General features: G+C 68.2%; 11 protein-coding genes. 10 read left to right on the top strand and 1 reads right to left on the bottom strand.

Annotated features, from left to right (window positions below; genetic code table 11):
* Positions 1-11: 11 nt before the first annotated feature.
* A complete protein-coding gene (locus ACFWDI_RS30045; RefSeq protein ID WP_385308753.1) occupies positions 12-3,554 on the bottom strand; it encodes a LamG-like jellyroll fold domain-containing protein in 3,543 nt (1,180 codons plus the stop codon).
* A 559-nt stretch (positions 3,555-4,113) separates the two neighbouring features.
* Here ACFWDI_RS30045 and ACFWDI_RS30040 point away from each other — a divergent pair.
* The 10 genes from ACFWDI_RS30040 to ACFWDI_RS29995 all read left to right on the top strand — a co-directional run bounded on the left by ACFWDI_RS30040 (position 4,114) and on the right by ACFWDI_RS29995 (position 16,287).
* Positions 4,114-5,901, top strand: a complete 1,788-nt coding sequence (locus ACFWDI_RS30040) for a D-glucuronyl C5-epimerase family protein (RefSeq protein WP_385308752.1) — start codon at positions 4,114-4,116, stop codon at positions 5,899-5,901.
* A gap of 240 nt (positions 5,902-6,141) precedes the next feature.
* Positions 6,142-7,302, top strand: coding sequence for an ROK family protein (locus ACFWDI_RS30035; RefSeq protein ID WP_385308750.1), 1,161 nt, complete (start codon positions 6,142-6,144; stop codon positions 7,300-7,302).
* Between the two features lie 62 nt (positions 7,303-7,364).
* Positions 7,365-8,702 (top strand): ABC transporter substrate-binding protein, encoded by a 1,338-nt coding sequence (locus ACFWDI_RS30030; protein ID WP_385308748.1) that lies wholly within the window; start codon positions 7,365-7,367, stop codon positions 8,700-8,702.
* Positions 8,703-8,709: 7 nt separating this feature from the next.
* Complete coding sequence (locus tag ACFWDI_RS30025; RefSeq protein ID WP_385308746.1) at positions 8,710-9,699, top strand: carbohydrate ABC transporter permease; 990 nt, start codon at positions 8,710-8,712, stop codon at positions 9,697-9,699.
* Positions 9,700-9,704: 5 nt separating this feature from the next.
* A complete protein-coding gene (locus tag ACFWDI_RS30020) occupies positions 9,705-10,601 on the top strand; it encodes a carbohydrate ABC transporter permease (RefSeq protein ID WP_385308745.1) in 897 nt (298 codons plus the stop codon).
* A 6-nt stretch (positions 10,602-10,607) separates the two neighbouring features.
* On the top strand, positions 10,608-11,873 hold the full coding sequence (locus ACFWDI_RS30015; RefSeq protein WP_385308743.1) for a 6-phospho-beta-glucosidase: 1,266 nt from the start codon (positions 10,608-10,610) through the stop codon (positions 11,871-11,873).
* A complete protein-coding gene (locus ACFWDI_RS30010; RefSeq protein WP_385308741.1) occupies positions 11,864-12,847 on the top strand; it encodes an N-acetylglucosamine kinase in 984 nt (327 codons plus the stop codon). Before ACFWDI_RS30015 ends, ACFWDI_RS30010 begins: the two co-directional genes overlap by 10 nt.
* A gap of 96 nt (positions 12,848-12,943) precedes the next feature.
* Positions 12,944-13,639, top strand: a complete 696-nt coding sequence (locus tag ACFWDI_RS30005; protein ID WP_385308740.1) for a phytanoyl-CoA dioxygenase family protein — start codon at positions 12,944-12,946, stop codon at positions 13,637-13,639.
* A 225-nt stretch (positions 13,640-13,864) separates the two neighbouring features.
* On the top strand, positions 13,865-15,268 hold the full coding sequence (locus ACFWDI_RS30000) for a hypothetical protein (RefSeq protein WP_385308739.1): 1,404 nt from the start codon (positions 13,865-13,867) through the stop codon (positions 15,266-15,268).
* A gap of 11 nt (positions 15,269-15,279) precedes the next feature.
* Positions 15,280-16,287 carry a glutamate ABC transporter substrate-binding protein gene (locus tag ACFWDI_RS29995; RefSeq protein ID WP_385308737.1) on the top strand — a complete coding sequence of 336 codons (1,008 nt, stop codon included), beginning with the start codon at positions 15,280-15,282 and terminating at the stop codon, positions 16,285-16,287.
* Positions 16,288-16,331: the final 44 nt, after the last annotated feature.

Below are 16,331 nucleotides of genomic sequence, written 5' to 3'. Positions count from 1 at the left end.
CTACGTGAGCGCTAGGCGCCAGATTCCTGCGTCTGGGCTTTGACCTGGGCGCCGGACATGGCACCGGTCCAGACCCGGAGCTTCTGCAGCGCACCGGGCAGGTAATGGGCTGTAGTGCCCCCGGTGGTGCCCCGGCCGGCCGACAGCTCACCTGTCCCCTGCTGTGCGGCGGTGAAGGAGTTCGTATCGCCCGAGTCGGTCATTGGCTCAGCTCCGATGAACAGACGCAGCTCGCCATATTTCTCGGTTTTTACCTCAGTTCTGCGGGCTTGTGCGTCGAAGACAGCGGTGACATCGACGGGCGCGCCTGTCGAGTCAGCGAAGCCATTGAGCTGTGCGACCTCGGCGGACTGGACCACCTGGCCAGTGCCGTCAACGGCGGTGCGAGTGAACTTCCACTGGTAGGCGTCGTCGGCGAGTTTCACGACCCATAGGGCCCAGGAGGATTCCCCGCCGGTGCGCTGTCCGGCGACCTGTGCCTGGTAGCCGACCGGCTTCGCCTGAAGGTTGAGCTTGTTCAGGCTGACCTTGGCGGAGACGGTGAACGAACCGGTCTCGTCCACCACTGGGCCGGTCGTGGCTGCGTAGCCGGTGGTGCCGTTGAGGACAATGCCTTGCTCATCGTCCCGCGTGGCGCCGCCGGCCAGTGTCAGGTTCGACCTCTGGTACAGCGAGGAGTCCTGAACCGCGGTGCCGGTGGCGCCGGTTGCATCCCAGGAGGCCGCGAGGGCGGTGGCCGGCTCGCTGTTCTCGGTCAGGTTCGCCTCGTCCGCGATGAGCGGCCGCCCCTGGGCCCGCTGCCACACCGCCAACTCGTCGATGCGGCCCATGAAGTACTCACCGGCCTTGGAACCGCCGACCCGCATGTCCCCCGATGAGGTCCACGGCGTGTAGGAGGCATTCTCCTTTGCCAGAACGACTCCCGTTTCGAGCCCTTGAGGGCGACCGTTGACGAACAACTGGATGGTGTCGTTCGTCTTGTCCTGGTCGCCCTTGGTGTCGAACACGCCGGTCAGATGCGTCCACACCTTGGTGGGCGGGTTCGCCGTATCGGCGAGTGCACTGACGTAGACCGAGGTGGCGGAGTCGGCCGCGGCCCGGTTGAACACCCATTTCTTCTCAGAGCCCGAATAGAAAAGGTTGAACGCCGCCCAGTTGTAGGTGCCCGGAGCGGAAGCAACCACCCGCGTCTTGTTCGCATCAGTCAGCATGACCCATGCCGAAACTGTGAACGACTTGGCGGTGTCGACGGGGGCGCCGCCCTGGGTCGAGGCATAGCCGATCTGCTGCGCGGGATCCGTGACGTCGTCATTCAGGCGCAACGAATGGTCATCGATGCCGCGGCGACCCTCAAGCCCCCAGGTTGCGGCCTTGCCCGCCTGCTGGTGCAGCTCAATGGGATGACGAATGGTGCCGTCGGTCGCGCTGTCAGTCGGGTTGTTGAAGTGCCAGCGTCCGACGGCGCCGTCCGGCTGGTCCACCATGAACGTGAACGTCGAGGCTGGGCCGTACCGGTTGCGGACATCCTTGGCCTGCACGGTGAGCACCGTGGTGCCCGCTACAGGCGGCGTCACATCGTTGACGGTGACGACGTCCCCGCTCGAGTCGAACGAGGCCACCTCTGTGGCGCCCCCCTTGGTGGACAGGGACCAGCTGTAGCCGGTGATGTCCGGGTCGCTCGTGTCACTCGCATCTTCGGGATTGGGTTTGAACGTGAAGGAACCGGCCTTGCCCGGCTCGCCGCAGCCCACGTCCGCACACGCCGCGTTGTACGGCGCGCCCGGCTCGATCACGGGTGCCTCGGGCGTGTCAAGGTCGATCTTGAAGTAGCACCAGTGGGAGTAACCCGAGGAGATCGCTGTGGTGACACCCTCGTAGGTCCAGAATGACTGGGTGAGCACTTTGAAGCGGTACAGCGTGGCGTCGGCGCCTCCGGCCAGGCTCACCTTCTCCAAGTCGCCGTTGATGTCGTAACCCGCGGTCGGTTGGTTGACCTGCCAGTGGTCGACAAAGCCGGTTGGCGTCTTCTTCTGCACGAAGAAGTGGGAACGCAGCGATCCCTTCTCCGCATCGCCGTTCGGCGTCTGCAGGGTTCGGACCCTGCCCTGCAGTGTGGGATCCACACGCGTGGCGATGTCGGGGGCGTTCGCGTCAACGGAGCAGTGTGCAATCGCGCCGTCTCCCGGAATCGCGCCGACGTTGATCGGATATCCGGGCTTGAGGACATAGACGACCTGCAGTTCCGCGTTCTCCTTGAACCGCTTCCAGGCGTCCGGGTCATTCTCGTTCTTGGCGCGCAGCATCAGCGTCAGCCGGGAGAAGTTGCCGTCGGCGAACGAGCGGACCGTCTTGGTCAGGTTCTCGTCCGGCTCACTCGCACTGTCGTTGAACTCGACCCACGAATCGGGCTGGGCGGGCGAGCAGTTGTCGCCCCGGCCCGCCGAAACGCTCCGGTCGCCCATCAAGTCAAGCTGCGTAGGGCCCGGCCAGCGCGTAGCGCTGGAGATGTTGTTCGTGCGCCACAGGTCCACATCATGCGCACTGCACGAGAACGACCACGTCTCATACGCACGGAAGGTGGCATCGATGACGTACTTGCCGGACAGCTGGGCCGGGGAGAACTCGAAGTACATGCGGTTGGTGTAGTCCGTGCCGCAGTACCACGGGCCCAGGTGACTGCAGTTGCCAACACCAAGGTCCCCGTCGAAGTCCCAGAAATGGTCCCCGTCCGAGGACAGCACCGTCTTCTCCGAGACGCCCAGTCCGAAGGAGGGGTCGATGTACACCGGGTAGACAGTGCCCTTGCCGCGCAGCAGCGTCAGGTTCGGCTCAACCGCGACCGCGCCGTCCTCGACCTGCACGGGGAGTTCCGCACTGGCATCGTCGTGGTCCGGCCGGGCGGCCTCCGGATCCCCGTCCACCGCGGCGGCCGGCTCATCCGCCGGCTCCGTACGGAGCATCTGCGGCTGCGCCCCGGCACCCGCGGTATCACCCGTAGAGTCCCACATCAGGCCGGCCGGGCCGGTGAGCACGTTGTTGCCGTCGCCGTCCACGGCGCGCAGTCCCCCACCCGCACCCGACAGGATGTCCAGCTTCTCCCCCGACGCGGTGAGCTTGACCTTCTCCAGATCAGAGCTGGCCGCGGCCTCAGCGGACTTGACCACCAGCACCTCGCGGTAACCGGTGGCCGTCGCCGTCAGCTGCAGGTCGACGCCCTTGAACACCTCGGGATAGGTCGCAGTCGCCCCGTCCAGCGTCGGCGCCGGCAGCGCCTGCGGCCAGCCCAGCTCGACCGCACCCTTCGACGTGGCCAGCCGGATCAGGTCCCTGCCGCTGCCGCCACCGGCGAACGACAAGTCCACCACGGCAGCCTTCGGACCCACCGTGCCATCCGCACGCCGAACCAGCGTCACATCGACATCGCGCCAGGAGCCGTCGTCGCCCTTGACCCGCTGAGGCGTCGTTGACTGCGTCAGTGTGAACGTACCGTCCGGATTCGCTTCGGTCTTGGTGTACTCGGTGCGCTCCTCGACGACCTCAACCGGCTCGCCCAAGGCTGCAGCACGCGCAAGTGCATCCTGCGGCTTGGCAGCTGCCTGGTTCTCCAGGGCTGACGGCACGGCCGCCTGCGCCACAGCAGGCAGGAGACCCACCGCCAACGCACCGGCGGCAACAGCCCCACCCGCTCTGCGGCGCACACTGCGCCACATCCCACCGTTCACAACCCCACCCCAGGTCTTACATGGCTCCTACATAAGCTCGCCAAATATGGGGTTCCGCAGCTGACGCGTCAACAGTGTGCAAGATCACACCGCGAACAACAGCTGAAGATAGGCGACATACGGCCCCCGGAGACGCATGGCCGTCAACACGCCTTGGGCCAGCTCTTGAACCCTTTGGTCACCCGTCATGAAGCCAGCGGTGGCGGACTCCCGATGTACAACCGGGTTGCTCCCTGACGGGCAGCCACCCGCCCCCGCGGGCAGTCTCGCCCAGCCCCGCTCTTCCCGATCACGCCCACACCTGGCGTCACGTCAGATCGGACTACTACACGTTTGTGTACTCCTGGGCGCGCCGGCATCACGACTCCCTCATGGCTCGCGTTCTTCAGTCATGCCAGGACAGAGACGTGCCGACATCGGCCGCAGACGCTTCATCCGTGTGGCCGGAGGCACCGTCGCCGGTGCCGCCGTGGCGGGCGGGGGGACCTTCACCGCCATGGCCGCCGGGGTGTTCAACACCCCCGAGGCGGACCTCTTCGGCGGGATGCCGAGGTCGCTCGCGCTGAGCCTCCCGGGGGTACCGGGCGCACCGGGCGGCGATCAGCTGCCGCCTGCGCCGCCACCCCTGCCGCCGCTGCCGGATCAGCTCGCCGAGGGCACTCTCTCCAGGCCCGGCGCCCTGGTGGACATTCCGTACGCCGATGAGCCGGTGAACCCGCAGGCCGTCGAGAACTCCGTACCGACGGTCCTGCCTTTCCAGTTCAACAAGTCCGCCTTCAGGTGCGTCACCGACCTGCCCGAGGCGCTGCGGCCGTGGCGGGACCGTCCGACGGCCTGGGCCAATGTCACGCCCGACAACAACCACACCTATCTCGACTCCAAGGGCGTCATCCAGTACCGGCCCAACAGGACCGCGGCCGGATACGACCAGCCCGTCACCCAGATCCAGTTCGGTCTGGGCTGTCTCACCGGCTACCGCATCGACAAGGACCCCGCCCGCAGGGCTCTGTTCCTCAAGCGCGCCAAGGCGCAGGCGGACCGTCTGATCGAGAAGCGGGTGGAGGCTCGCGGCGCCTGGTACTTCCCGTACCCCTTCAACTTCGCGCACCCGACGCACAGCGGCGTCGTCTACAAGGCGCCCTGGTACTCCGGCATGGCGCAGGGTGAGGCGATCAGTCTCTTCATCCAGCTCTCCCAGCTCCACGGGATCACCGAGGAGGAGCGCACGACCTACCGGGCGGCCGCCGACGGTGCCTTCGCCTCGATGCTGCGCGCCGACGACGCCAAGCCGTGGGCGGTGAACAGGGACAAGAACGGGTACCTGTGGATCCAGGAGTACCCGATCAACGCCCCGGGCACCTCGGACTACACCTACAACGGCATGATCTTCGCCATGTTCGGGCTCTGGGACTACTTCCAGGCGACCGTCAATCCGCTGGCGGAGCAGCTGTACGACGGTTCGCTCACCACGATCCGTGATCACTTCCCCCGGCTGCGCAACGCCCGCTGGTACTCGTACTACTGCGACACTCACCGCATTCCGGCGCCGACGTACCACCAGCACCACATCAACCTTCTGCGGCAGCTGCATTGGCAGACCGGCAGCCCCACCATCGCCAACCGGCACGACCAACTGATCGACGACTTCCCGGCGTACGGCCTGCGCTCGGGGTCCGTCGCGGCCATCGCCGCAGGCACGCACACCCTGTACGCGCTCGACACCCTCGGCGCGGCGGGCAGCTTCGGCTGGTCCGCCTCGAAGGCCGACAGGCAGCTGGCCACGAAGAAGGTGACCTTCGCCAAGGCCACCCAGGCTCCGGTCAACGTACGCCGCCGCATCATGGGCCGCGGCATCTACTACCGGATCAACGCCGGTTCGTACGCCGGCTGGTGGATCGGCGAGGCGTTCCCGAAGGTCTTCCTGCGCGGTGAGTACGTCTCCACGACCTACCGCCCGCAGCGCAACGCGACCTTCCCCGCAGGCGTGGAGATCACCTGCGTCAAGTTCGGCGCGAACGGGACCACCGGCTCCACCAAGACCGTGAAGTTCGCCAAGGAGTCCAACGCCCCCTTCGACCGCAGAGCCGTCGTGAACGGCAGGCCCATGGTCCGGATCACCGCCGGTGGACTGAACGGATACTGGGCACCCACCGCGCAGGTGCTCACCGACGGGCGCTGACACCGGCCGCAGACCTGCCGCAGACTGCAGACGCTCGGCGCCTCCGCAGGTAACGCTTTGGTTGCCTCGGAGGCGCTGGCCATTGACGCCCGGCTGACGTGCGGCTTACTTTTCCTCTCACTGGTTAGGAAACTTTCCTAACAGTGCAGCGGGGAAGTCCGCAGTCGAAAGGCAGGTGCATCCGTCGTGGCCGGAACCACACCCGGAACCACACCCGGTACACCGCGCGTACTCCGCGCCATGAACGATCGGGCCGCACTCGACCTGCTGCTCGAGCACGGGCCCCTGTCACGTACGAAGATAGGGAAACTTACCGGCCTCTCCAAGCCCACCGCATCCCAACTGCTGGCGCGGCTCGAGTCCGCCGGGCTCGTCGTCGCCACCGGGACCACCGAAGGCCGGCCCGGGCCCAACGCCCAGCTGTACGCCGTCAACGCGCGGGCCGCCTTCGCCGGCGGGCTCGATGTGACCCCGCACCGGATCCGCGCCGCCGTCGCCGACATCACCGGCGCCACCGTCGGCGAGTTCGAGCTGCCGACCCCGGGGCGGCGAGCCGAGAGCGTCGTACGCCAGGTCACCGAGGCGCTCGACGGGGCCGTGAAGGCCGCCGGGCTCACCCGCTCCGAGGTGCACCGGCTGGTCATCGGCACACCAGGCGCCTTCGACCCGTCCACCGGGCGGCTGCGGTACGCATCCCATCTCCCCGGCTGGCACTCCCCCACCCTCCTCGACGAACTGGCCGCGGTGCTGCCGATGCCCGTCGAGTACGAGAACGACGTCAACCTCGTCGCGGTCGCCGAGCAGCGCCTGGGCGCCGCGCACGGTCATCAGAACTTTGTGCTGCTGTGGAACGAGGAGGGCCTCGGCGCCGCCCTCGTCATCGGCGGCCGGCTGCACCGCGGCTTCACCGGTGGTGCCGGTGAGGTCGGGTTCCTGCCGGTGCCCGGCACCCCTCTGGTGCGGCAGGTGACCAAGGCGAACAGCGGTGGTTTCCAGGAACTCGCCGGTGCGCAGGCGCTGCCCCGGCTGGCGCGCGAGCTCGGTGTGGACGGCGTCGCGCACGGTCCGCACGCCGAGGTCGCCACCGAGCTGGTCTCCCGGGCCGCCGGTGCCGAATCGGGGCCGTACCGGCAGCTCCTCGACGCCTACGCGACCGGTCTCGCCACCGGTCTCGCCTCCATGGTCGCCGTACTCGACCCCGAACTCGTCGTCCTGTCCGGCGAGGTGATCGCCGCAGGCGGGGAGCCTCTGCGCGCACGCGTACAGGCAGAGCTCACCGAACTGGCCGCATCCCGGCCCCGTCTCGTACTCGGTTCGGTACGGGAACACCCGGTCCTGCGCGGGGCGCTGGAGAGCGCCCTGGCCAGCACGCGGGACGAGGTCTTCGACACCTCCCGCTGAAAACCAGCACACCTCCCCCGTTCGACCCCAGGCCCCTCCACCCGCCACAGGGAGACATCGCCATGCCCACACGCACCCGGAAGACGGCCGCCGCGCTCGCCGCGACCGCCGCGATATCCCTGTTGGCCTCGGCCTGTACGGGGTCGAACGAGAACGCGGCGACCGACGACCCCAACAAGGACGTCACGATCAACTTCTGGCACGGCTGGAGCGCGCCCGGCGAGGTGAAGGCGATACAGGACAACGTCGCCCGGTTCGAGAAGGCGCACCCGAACATCAAGGTGAAGGTCACCGCCAACATCACCGACGCCAAGATCCAGCAGGCGCTGCGGGCCGGCGGCTCCAAGGCACCCGACGTGGTGTCCTCGTTCACCACTGACAGCGTCGGCAAGTTCTGCACCTCCGGCTCCTTCGTCGGCCTCAAGCCGTTCCTGGACAAGTCGAAGATCGACCCGGCGAAGGTCTTCCCGAAGACGCTGCTCGACTACACGCAGTTCGACGGCAACCAGTGCACACTGCCGCTGCTCAACGACGCGTACGGGCTGTACTACAACAAGGACGCCTTCAAGGCCGCCGGGATCACCGCCCCGCCGAAGACGTGGAGCGAGTTCGAGAAGGACGCCGAGAAGCTGACCAAGCCCAAGGGCGACAGCTACTCGCAGGTCGGCGTCATGCCGACCTACCACGGCTACGAGACCACCCCGATGCACTACGTCTCCCAGTGGGGACCGACGTACTTCGACGCCGACGGCAAGTCCAACGTCGCCAAGGACCCGGCCTTCTCGAAGATGCTCACCTTCCAGAAGGGCCTGATCGACAAGCTCGGCGGCTTCCAGAAGCTGGAGAAGTACCGCAACACCTTCGGTGACGAGTGGGGCGCCAAGCACCCCTTCCACACCGGCCAGGTCGCCATGCAGCTCGACGGCGAGTGGCGGCTCGGTATGGCCAAGGAGGCGGGCGCCACGTTCGAGATCGGCACTGCGCCGCTGCCCGTCGCCGACGACCAGGTCGCCGACTACGGCAAGGGCTACCTCTCCGGCACCGTCATGGGGATCGCGGCCACCAGCCAGAAGCAGAACGCGGCGTGGGAGCTGCTGAAGTACATGACCACGGACACCGACGCGGTCGTGGCCTTCTCCAACGCGATCCACAACGTGCCGTCCACGCTGGAGGCGCTCAAGTCGCCGAAGCTGAAGATCGAGCCCGGGTTCAGGACCTTCATCGAGATCGCGCAGCACCCGAAGTCGAACACCACCCCGGCGCAGGCCGACGGCGGTGCGTACCAGGTGACGTTCCAGGACTTCGGCTACCAGTACGAGAAGGGCTCCGTGAAGGATCTCAAGGCCGGCCTGGAGAAGACCGCCCAGCAGATCGACACGGACATCGCGAAGGCGAAGTAGTCCTCCCATGAGCACAGGCACGAGCATGCGCACGGGGACGGGCATGGGCAGCAGCACCGGCCGGCACACCCTGCGTTCGAAGCGCCGCCGGTCGGCGCTTCGGACAGCGGCCTTCATGTCGCCCTGGCTGATCGGCTTCAGCGTCTTCTTCGCCTACCCGCTGATCTCCACCGTCTACTTCTCCTTCACGAAGTACGACGGCATCCGCCCGCCCTCCTTCAACGGCCTGGACAACTGGTCGTACGTCTTCAGCGACTACCGGCTGTTCTGGCCGGCCATGCAGAACACCCTCTGGCTCGTCGTGGTCATGGTCACCTGCCGGGTCGTGTTCGGTATCGGCATCGGACTGCTGATCACCAGGATCAAGACCGGGGCCGGGCTCTTCCGCACGCTGTTCTATCTGCCCTACCTGGCCCCACCGGTCGCGGCGACGCTCGCCTTCGTCTTCCTCCTCAACCCGGGTACGGGGCCGGTCAATTCGGTCCTCGACTCGATCGGGCTGCCGACCCCCGGCTGGTTCACCGACCCCACCTGGTCGAAACCCGCCCTCACCTCGCTCGCCCTGTGGGGCATCGGCGACCTGATGGTGATCTTCATGGCCGCGCTGCTCGACGTACCGAAGGAGCAGTACGAGGCGGCGGAGCTGGACGGGGCCTCGGCCCGGCAGCGGTTCCGCTTCGTGACCCTGCCGAACATCATGCCCATCGTGATGTTCGCCGTGGTCACCGGCGTGATCCAGACCATGCAGTACTACACACAGCCCCTCGTCGCGGGAAAGGTCGCCTCCGGCATCATCGGCGGCTCGGGCCAGCAGTTCGAACCCGGCTACCCCGACAAGTCCACACTGACCCTCCCCCAGCTCGTCTACGACCTCGGCTTCCAGCGCTTCGACTACGGCTCCGCGTGTGTGATCGCGCTTGTGCTCTTCGCCCTCGCCATGGCCTTCACCGCGCTGCTGATGCGCCGCCGTGGCGGCCTCATCCAGGCAGGTGACTGACCGCCATGACTCAAGTCCTGACCGCCCCCACGGCTTCCGAGGCGATCTCCCGGTCCCCCGCCGCACGCTCCGCGCGCCGCAAGGCCCTGCTCCAGTGGGTCGCGGTGCACTCGCTGGGGCTCGCGGCCGCGCTCTTCTTCGTGCTGCCGTTCGCCTTCCTCTTCCTGACGTCGGTGATGAGCGACCAGCAGGCGCTCACCCGCGATCTGTGGCCGCAGAACTGGGAGTGGAGCAACTACGCGGACGTCTGGAACACCCCGGGGTTTCTGACCTGGTGGAAGAACACGCTGCTGTACGCGGGCCTTGGCACCGTCCTCACGGTCGTCTCCTCGGTCCCGGTGGCGTACGCCCTGGCCAAGTTCCGCTTCCGCGGCCGCCAACTGTCGCTGATGCTGGTCATCTCGATGATGATGCTGCCGCAGCAGGTCACCATCATTCCGATGTATCTGTTCTGGGCGAAGCAGTTCGACTTCTCCGGGACGCTCTGGCCGCTGATCATCCCGATGGCGTTCGGCGACGCGTTCTCGATCTTCCTGCTGCGCCAGTTCCTGCTGACCATCCCGAACGAGTATCTCGACTCGGCGAAGGTCGACGGCTGCGGTGAGTTCCGCACGCTGATCAAGGTGGTGCTGCCGATGGCCAAACCGGGCATCGCCGCCGTCGCGCTCTTCCAGTTCTTCTACGCCTGGAACGACTACTTCGGCCCGCAGATCTACGCCTCGGAGAACCCGGGCGCGTGGACCCTGTCGTACGGCCTGGAGTCCTTCAAGGGCGCGCACCACACCGACTGGAATCTGACCATGGCCGCGACCGTACTGGTCATGGCCCCCGTGATCCTCGTCTTCTTCTTCGCTCAGAAGGCGTTCGTCGAGGGCGTCACACTGACCGGAGTGAAGGGCTAAGAACTGATGAAGCTCGCAGTCGTGGGTGGCGGATCCACCTATACCCCTGAGTTGATCGACGGCTTCGCCCGGCTGAGGAACACCCTCCCGATCAGTGAACTGGTCCTCATCGACCCGGCGGCCGACCGGCTCGAGCTGGTCGGCGGGCTGGCGCGGCGGATCTTCGCCAGGCAGGGCCACGACGGGAGGATCGTCACCACCTCGGACCTGGACGCGGGTGTCGCCGACGCCGACGCGGTGCTGCTGCAGCTGCGCGTCGGCGGGCAGGCGGCGCGGAACCAGGACGAGACCTGGCCGCTGGAGTGCGGCTGCGTCGGTCAGGAGACGACGGGTGCGGGCGGCCTCGCCAAGGCGCTGCGTACCGTCCCGGTCGTCCTCGACATCGCCGAGCGGGTGCGCCGTACCAATCCGAACGCCTGGATCATCGACTTCACCAACCCGGTGGGCATCGTGACCAGGGCGCTGCTGCAGGCCGGCCACAAGGCCGTCGGTCTGTGCAATGTCGCCATCGGCTTCCAGCGCAAGTTCGCGAGGCTCCTCGAAGTCGCCCCGGCCGACATCCACTTGAACCATGTGGGCCTCAACCACCTGACGTGGGAGACGGGTGTGCGGCTCGGCGGTCCCGAGGGCGAGGACGTACTGCCGAAGCTGCTGGCCGGACACGGTGACGCGATCGCCGACGATCTGCATCTGCCGCGTGCGGTGCTCGACCGGCTCGGTGTCGTCCCCTCGTACTACCTGCGCTACTTCTACGCGCACGACGAGGTCGTACGAGAGCTGAAGACGAAGCCTTCGCGGGCCGCCGAGGTCGCGGAGATGGAGAAGCAGCTGCTCGAGATGTACGGCGACCCGGCGCTCGACGAGAAGCCGGAGCTGCTCGCCAGACGCGGCGGCGCCTTCTACTCGGAGGCGGCCGTGGACCTGGCAGCCTCGCTGCTGGGCGCAGGAGGCAGCCCGTACCAGGTGGTGAACACCGTCAACAAGGGCACGCTGTCCTTCCTGCCGGACGACGCCGTGATCGAAGTACAGGCCGCCGTCGGCTCGCAGGGCGTGACACCGCTGCCCGTGCCCGAAGTCGACCCGTTGTACGCGGGGTTGATCGCCCAGGTGACGGCGTACGAGGACCTGGCGCTGGAGGCCGCCCTGCGCGGCGGCCGCGACCGCGTCTTCAAGGCCATGCTGTCGCATCCGCTGATCGGCCAGTACGAGTACGCCGAAGCGCTCACCGACAAGCTGATCGCGCACAACCAGGAGCACCTCGCGTGGGCCTGAACGCCGCAGTCCTCGCCATCGACGCGGGCAACAGCAAGACCGACATCGCCTTCGTCGGCGACGACGGCTCGGTGCTTGTGTCGTCCCGCGGGCCCGGCTTCCAGCCGCCGAAGGTCGGCGTCGGGGCGGCGCTCGATGTACTCGGCTCGACCGTCGGCGAGGCGCTGGCGAAGGCACGCGCCCACGGCGCTGCCATCGACGGCGTCGAGCATGTGTCGGCCTGTCTCGCCAATGCCGATCTGCCGGTGGAGGAACGGGAGCTGACGGCCGCTCTGCACGCCCGCGAGTGGGGGCGTACGACCGAGGTGCGCAACGACACCTTCGCCATACTGCGCGCGGGCGTCGACGAGCCGCGGGGTGTCGCGGTGGTGTGCGGCGCGGGGATCAACTGCGTCGGCATGCTGCCGGACGGCCGTACCGCCCGCTTCCCCGCGATCGGCAAGATCTCCGGGGACTGGGGCGGGGGTTCGGGGCTCGCGGAGGAGGCGCTGTGGTTCGCGGCGCGGGCGGAGGACGGCCGCGGCGAGCCGACGGCCCTGGCCCGTACGATGCCCGCGCACTTCGGCCTGGCCTCCATGTACGCGCTCATCGAGGCGCTGCATCTGGAGCACATCCCCTCGGCGCGCAAGCATGAGCTGACCCCGGTCCTCTTCGCCACCAGCGCCGAGGGCGATCCGGTCGCCCGCTCGCTGGTGCACCGGCTCGCGGAGGAGGTCGTCGCCATGTCCACGGTGGCGCTCGCCCGGCTCGATCTGCTCGACGAGGAGGCGCCGGTGCTGCTGGGCGGCAGCGTCCTCGCGGCCCGGCACCCGGAGCTGGACGAGCACATCGGCAAGCTGCTCGCGGCCAAGGCGCCGAAGGCGGTCATCGAGGTGGTGACGGCCCCGCCGGTGCTGGGCGCCGCGCTGCTGGGGCTTGACCACATCGGGGCGTCGCCGGAGGCCCGCGCCCGGCTGCGCGCGCACTACGCATAGCGCACAGCGAGAGCGGGACGGCAGGACGGCAGGAAAACGGGACAGCGGGAAAAAACGGGATGCGTCGCCCATGTGCCCGGTATCAGGATCGGGGGCATGGGCGACGCATTGCGTGAACGGTTCGAGGCCGACGGGTTCGTGAAGCTCGAAGGGGCCTTCCCGGCGTCCGTGGCGCGGGAGTGCACCGACCTGCTCTGGGCCGAGACGGGGTGCGATCCGGACGATCCGGCGACCTGGACCCGGCCGGTGCACTGGGTGTGGGGCATGGCGCAGGAGCCGTTCATACAGGCCGTGAACACCCCTGTGCTGCTTGACGCGTTCGACCGGCTGGTCGGTCCCGGGCGGTGGGAGCCGCGGTACTCACTGGGGTCGTTCCCGTTGCGCTTCCCGCACGAGGACGAGCCCGACGACGCCGGCTGGCACATCGAGGGCAGCTACCAGCCGGAGGGAGCGAGCACGTACTACGCCAACCACCGTTCCAAGGGGCGGGCGTTGTTGATGCTGTTCCTGTTCAGCGAGGTCGGCGAGAGGGACGCGCCGACCCGGATCCGGATCGGTTCGCACCACGACATCCCGGCGCTGCTCGCTCCGTACGGTGAGGAAGGCGTCTCGATCATGGAGATCGGCCCGGCGATCGACGCGGCGTCCGCGCACCGCGAGACGGCGTACGCGACGGGCCGGCCCGGCGACGTCTTTCTCTGCCATCCCTTCCTGGTGCACGCCGCGCAGCCGCACCACGGCACGCGGCCCCGGTTCATGGCCCAGCCTCCGCTGTATCCGGTCTCCGCCTAGACCCCGGGCGCGGGTTCCGGCATCCGTGCAAAGGGAACCGATCAAGGCGCTGAAGCGTATTCATGGTGGGGAGAACGGCCTGGCAGGATCCTGAATTGCTGCGACAGCAACAAGATCCAGTCAATCGTGCTGTGAATGTCAGTCACTGCGGCCATACTGCTGACCGGGAGTCGTCCCCCACCCGCCGGGGGGCGGGCCGACGTCAGCGACCGAGGGGGAGGTCACGTGACATACCCGCCGACTGCGCGCACCGCGCCCCAGGCGGCTCCGGCGTATGCGCCCGCACAGCCGCCGGTCCAGCCACCCGCACAGCCGCCCGCCCACCGCGGCGCATGGGCCGAGGGCAAGGAGCGGCTGCGTACTGCTGCGACGACCGAGCCCGGCCGGCTGCAGATCATCGGGGCCGTGCTGGCCGCGCTGGTGGTGGCGTTCGGCGCGGTGACCGCGTTCGAGATCTCCGACCGGGCGGCCGCCGCCGACGACGTGGTGAGCCGCAGCCAGCCGCTGAGCGCGGACGCCGCGTCCATCCACCGCTCGCTGGCCGACGCGGACGCCGCGGCGGCCAACGGCTTCCTCGCGGGTGCCGAAGAGCCACGCGCCATCCACGAGCGGTACGAAAAGGACATCACGGCCGCGTCCCGCCTGCTGATCAACGCCGCGGCGAATACCGACAGTTCGACCGAGTCGGGCCGCGAGATAGCGACGCTCAATGAGCAGCTGCCCCGCTACACAGGCCTGATCGAGCGCGCCCGCGCCAACAACCGGCAGGGCCTGCCGCTCGGCGGCGCCTATCTGCGGTACGCGAACCTGAAGATGTCGACCGAGCTGCTGCCCGCCGCCGACAAGCTCTACAAGGCGGAGACGGCGCGACTCGGCCAGGACACCGGCGACGCGCAGGACTGGCCGTTCGCCTCGCTCGGTCTCGGCGTACTGGCGCTGGCCGCGCTCGCCTGGGCCCAGCGGCGCAACTACCGGCGTACCAACCGCATGTTCAACCACGGGCTGCTGGCCGCCACAGCGGCCTCGACGATCGTCATCCTCTGGCTGATCGTGGGGCACACAGTGGCCCGCACCGAGCTGCAGGCCGCCATGGAGCGCGGACAGGATTCCCTGAAGACTCTCAACACCTCCCGGGTGCACGCGCTGCAGGCCCGTGCCAACGAGAACCTGACACTGGTGGCACGAGGCGCGGTCCTCACCCCGGACGGCAAGAACGACCAGTACGAGTTCAACTACAAGAACCGCATGGACGCCGTCAGCCTCACGCTCAAGTGGGCGAAGGACCTCGCCGACGACCCCGAGGGCCGCGGCCCCGTCGCGGACGCCACCACGGCCGTGGCCGAGTGGCGCACCCGCCATCAGAAGGCGCGCACCACCGACAACGACGGCGACTACGAAGGAGCCCTGCAGCAGACCATTGGGGCGAAGGGCTCCACGGGCCAGTCCTTCGACACGGTGGACGCGGCGCTGCGCCAGGCGATCGACCATGAGCAGCGCGAGTTCACGGCGTCCGCGGAGTCCGGGCGCGGGGCACTGGCCGGGCTGCCGATCGGCGCCGTCGCGCTGGCTGTGCTGGGCGCGGCGGGAGCCGTTCTCGGCATCAACCGCAGGCTTTCGGAGTACCGGTGAGAGGCGGCGCGATGACGGTTGCGAGGAGCAGGTTCCGTGGCTGGGGCGGCGTCGCGGGGATGGCCGCGGCCTGCGCACTGACCGCCGCCACGCTGCTGCCGCTGTCCCACGGTGCTGCGGACAACGCCGGCTCGGTGCTGGCCGGCCAGGGCGTGGCCTCGGCCCGGCCCGCCAAGGCGGACGACTGCCAGACGCCCGAGGCCTCGCTGCCGTCGTCGGCAGCCGGCGGGCCGAACATCGACACGATCGTGCAGCGGGGCAAGCTGATCGTCGGCGTCGACCAGAACAGCTACCGCTGGGGCTATCGCAACCCCGCCTCCGGCGGTCTCGAGGGCTTCGACATCGATCTCGCGCGGGCGATCGCCCAGGACATCCTCGGCAGGCCGGACGCCATCATCTTCCGCGCCATACCGACCAACCAGCGCATACCCGCGCTGAACAACGGCACGGTGGACATCGTCGTCCGTACGATGACGATCAACTGCGCCAGGATCAAGCAGGTCGCGTTCTCCACCGCGTACTTCCAGACCGGCCAGCAGGTGCTCGCGCCCAAGGGCTCGTCCATCACCGGGTACAACAAGTCGCTCGCCGGGAAGAAGATCTGCTCGGCGGAGGGCTCGACGGCGTACGACGCCCTGGCGAAGAACTCCTTCGGAGCGACGTTCAAGGACGAGCACGACGGGCAGCCGCAGGACGAGGAGCAGTTCACCGTGCCCAACCAGCTGGACTGCCTGGTCCGGCTCCAGATGGGCCTCGTCGACGCGGTCGTGACGGACGCCGCCCTCGCGGCCGGCCAGGCGGCGCAGGACCCCGCCGTCGAGCTCAAGGGCGGCAAGCCCTTCACCACCGAGTTCTACGGCGTCGCCACCAAGCTCGGCAACGACGACCTGGTGCGCCGGGTCAACAAGGTGCTCGACGACTACCGCAAGGGCCCCTGGACGGAGGCGTACAACAAGTGGCTGGTGGCCGATCTGCCCGGGATAACCGGGCCGCCGGCGCCCAAGTACCGCACCGGCTGACCTACGAACGACTAGTCCTGGCAGGAAGAAGCGGAGAGGTGATC

Source organism: Streptomyces sp. NPDC060064 (assembly GCF_042736455.1).
In the GTDB taxonomy this organism is placed as follows: Bacteria; Actinomycetota; Actinomycetes; order Streptomycetales; family Streptomycetaceae; genus Streptomyces.
Note: the sequence above shows the minus strand (reverse complement) of the source record. Positions and strands in the feature narration are given on the sequence as shown.

What these genes read in the sequence shown, in the direction of transcription:
- ACFWDI_RS30025 (WP_385308746.1), top strand. Translation starts at nt 8,710, where the DNA reads ATGAGCACAGGCACGAGCATGCGCACGGGGACGGGCATGGGCAGCAGC.
- ACFWDI_RS30015 (WP_385308743.1), top strand. Translation starts at nt 10,608, where the DNA reads ATGAAGCTCGCAGTCGTGGGTGGCGGATCCACCTATACCCCTGAGTTG.
- ACFWDI_RS30035 (WP_385308750.1), top strand. Translation starts at nt 6,142, where the DNA reads ATGAACGATCGGGCCGCACTCGACCTGCTGCTCGAGCACGGGCCCCTG.
- ACFWDI_RS30005 (WP_385308740.1), top strand. Translation starts at nt 12,944, where the DNA reads ATGGGCGACGCATTGCGTGAACGGTTCGAGGCCGACGGGTTCGTGAAG.
- ACFWDI_RS30040 (WP_385308752.1), top strand. Translation starts at nt 4,114, where the DNA reads ATGCCAGGACAGAGACGTGCCGACATCGGCCGCAGACGCTTCATCCGT.
- ACFWDI_RS30020 (WP_385308745.1), top strand. Translation starts at nt 9,705, where the DNA reads ATGACTCAAGTCCTGACCGCCCCCACGGCTTCCGAGGCGATCTCCCGG.
- ACFWDI_RS29995 (WP_385308737.1), top strand. Translation starts at nt 15,280, where the DNA reads ATGACGGTTGCGAGGAGCAGGTTCCGTGGCTGGGGCGGCGTCGCGGGG.
- ACFWDI_RS30030 (WP_385308748.1), top strand. Translation starts at nt 7,365, where the DNA reads ATGCCCACACGCACCCGGAAGACGGCCGCCGCGCTCGCCGCGACCGCC.